This is a genomic window from Stenotrophomonas sp. HMWF003 (assembly GCF_003061285.1).
Taxonomy (GTDB): Bacteria; Pseudomonadota; Gammaproteobacteria; order Xanthomonadales; family Xanthomonadaceae; genus Stenotrophomonas; species Stenotrophomonas maltophilia_AP.
This window is the reverse complement of sequence record NZ_QAIW01000380.1, coordinates 2611-3063: the sequence shown is the minus strand read 5'-3', so window position 1 is coordinate 3063 and position 453 is coordinate 2611. Positions and strand designations below refer to the sequence as shown.

Sequence of the window (453 nt, the reverse complement as noted above, 5' to 3'; positions counted from 1 at the left end):
ACCATCAACGGCGCCGCCATCGGCACCATCACCGGCAAGACCACCGCCGAGTTTGCCGCCTCCGCCGCTGCCCAGATCAACAGCAAGATCGGCGAAGCCGGTGTCTATGCCGAAGTGGTCACCACTGCCGGCACCCCGGACACCCACCGCCTGAAGCTCACCTCGGTCCAGGCCGACCGCGACCTGGTCATCGACGGCGCCGCCCAGCTCGGCCTGGCCGACTCCACCGCCGCCGCCCCCAGCTCGGTCGCCGCCACCGCCACCTCCAGCTTCGTGCAGGACCTGGACGTCTCGTCCTACGTCGGCGCACAGAAGGCCCTGGAAATTGTCGACAAGGCACTGGAATCGGTCAACAGCGTCCGCGCCGACCTCGGCGCCATCCAGAACCGCTTCACTTCCGTCGTCGCAAACCTGCAGACCTCCTCGGAAAACCTGTCCGCCTCGCGCAGCCGT

1 protein-coding gene is annotated in these 453 nt (G+C 68.0%); it reads left to right on the top strand.

Features of this window, described 5'->3' with window-relative positions; translation table 11 throughout:
* On the top strand, nt 1–453 hold a 453-nt coding region (locus tag DBR34_RS23455), incomplete at both ends, for a flagellin (RefSeq protein ID WP_258224013.1).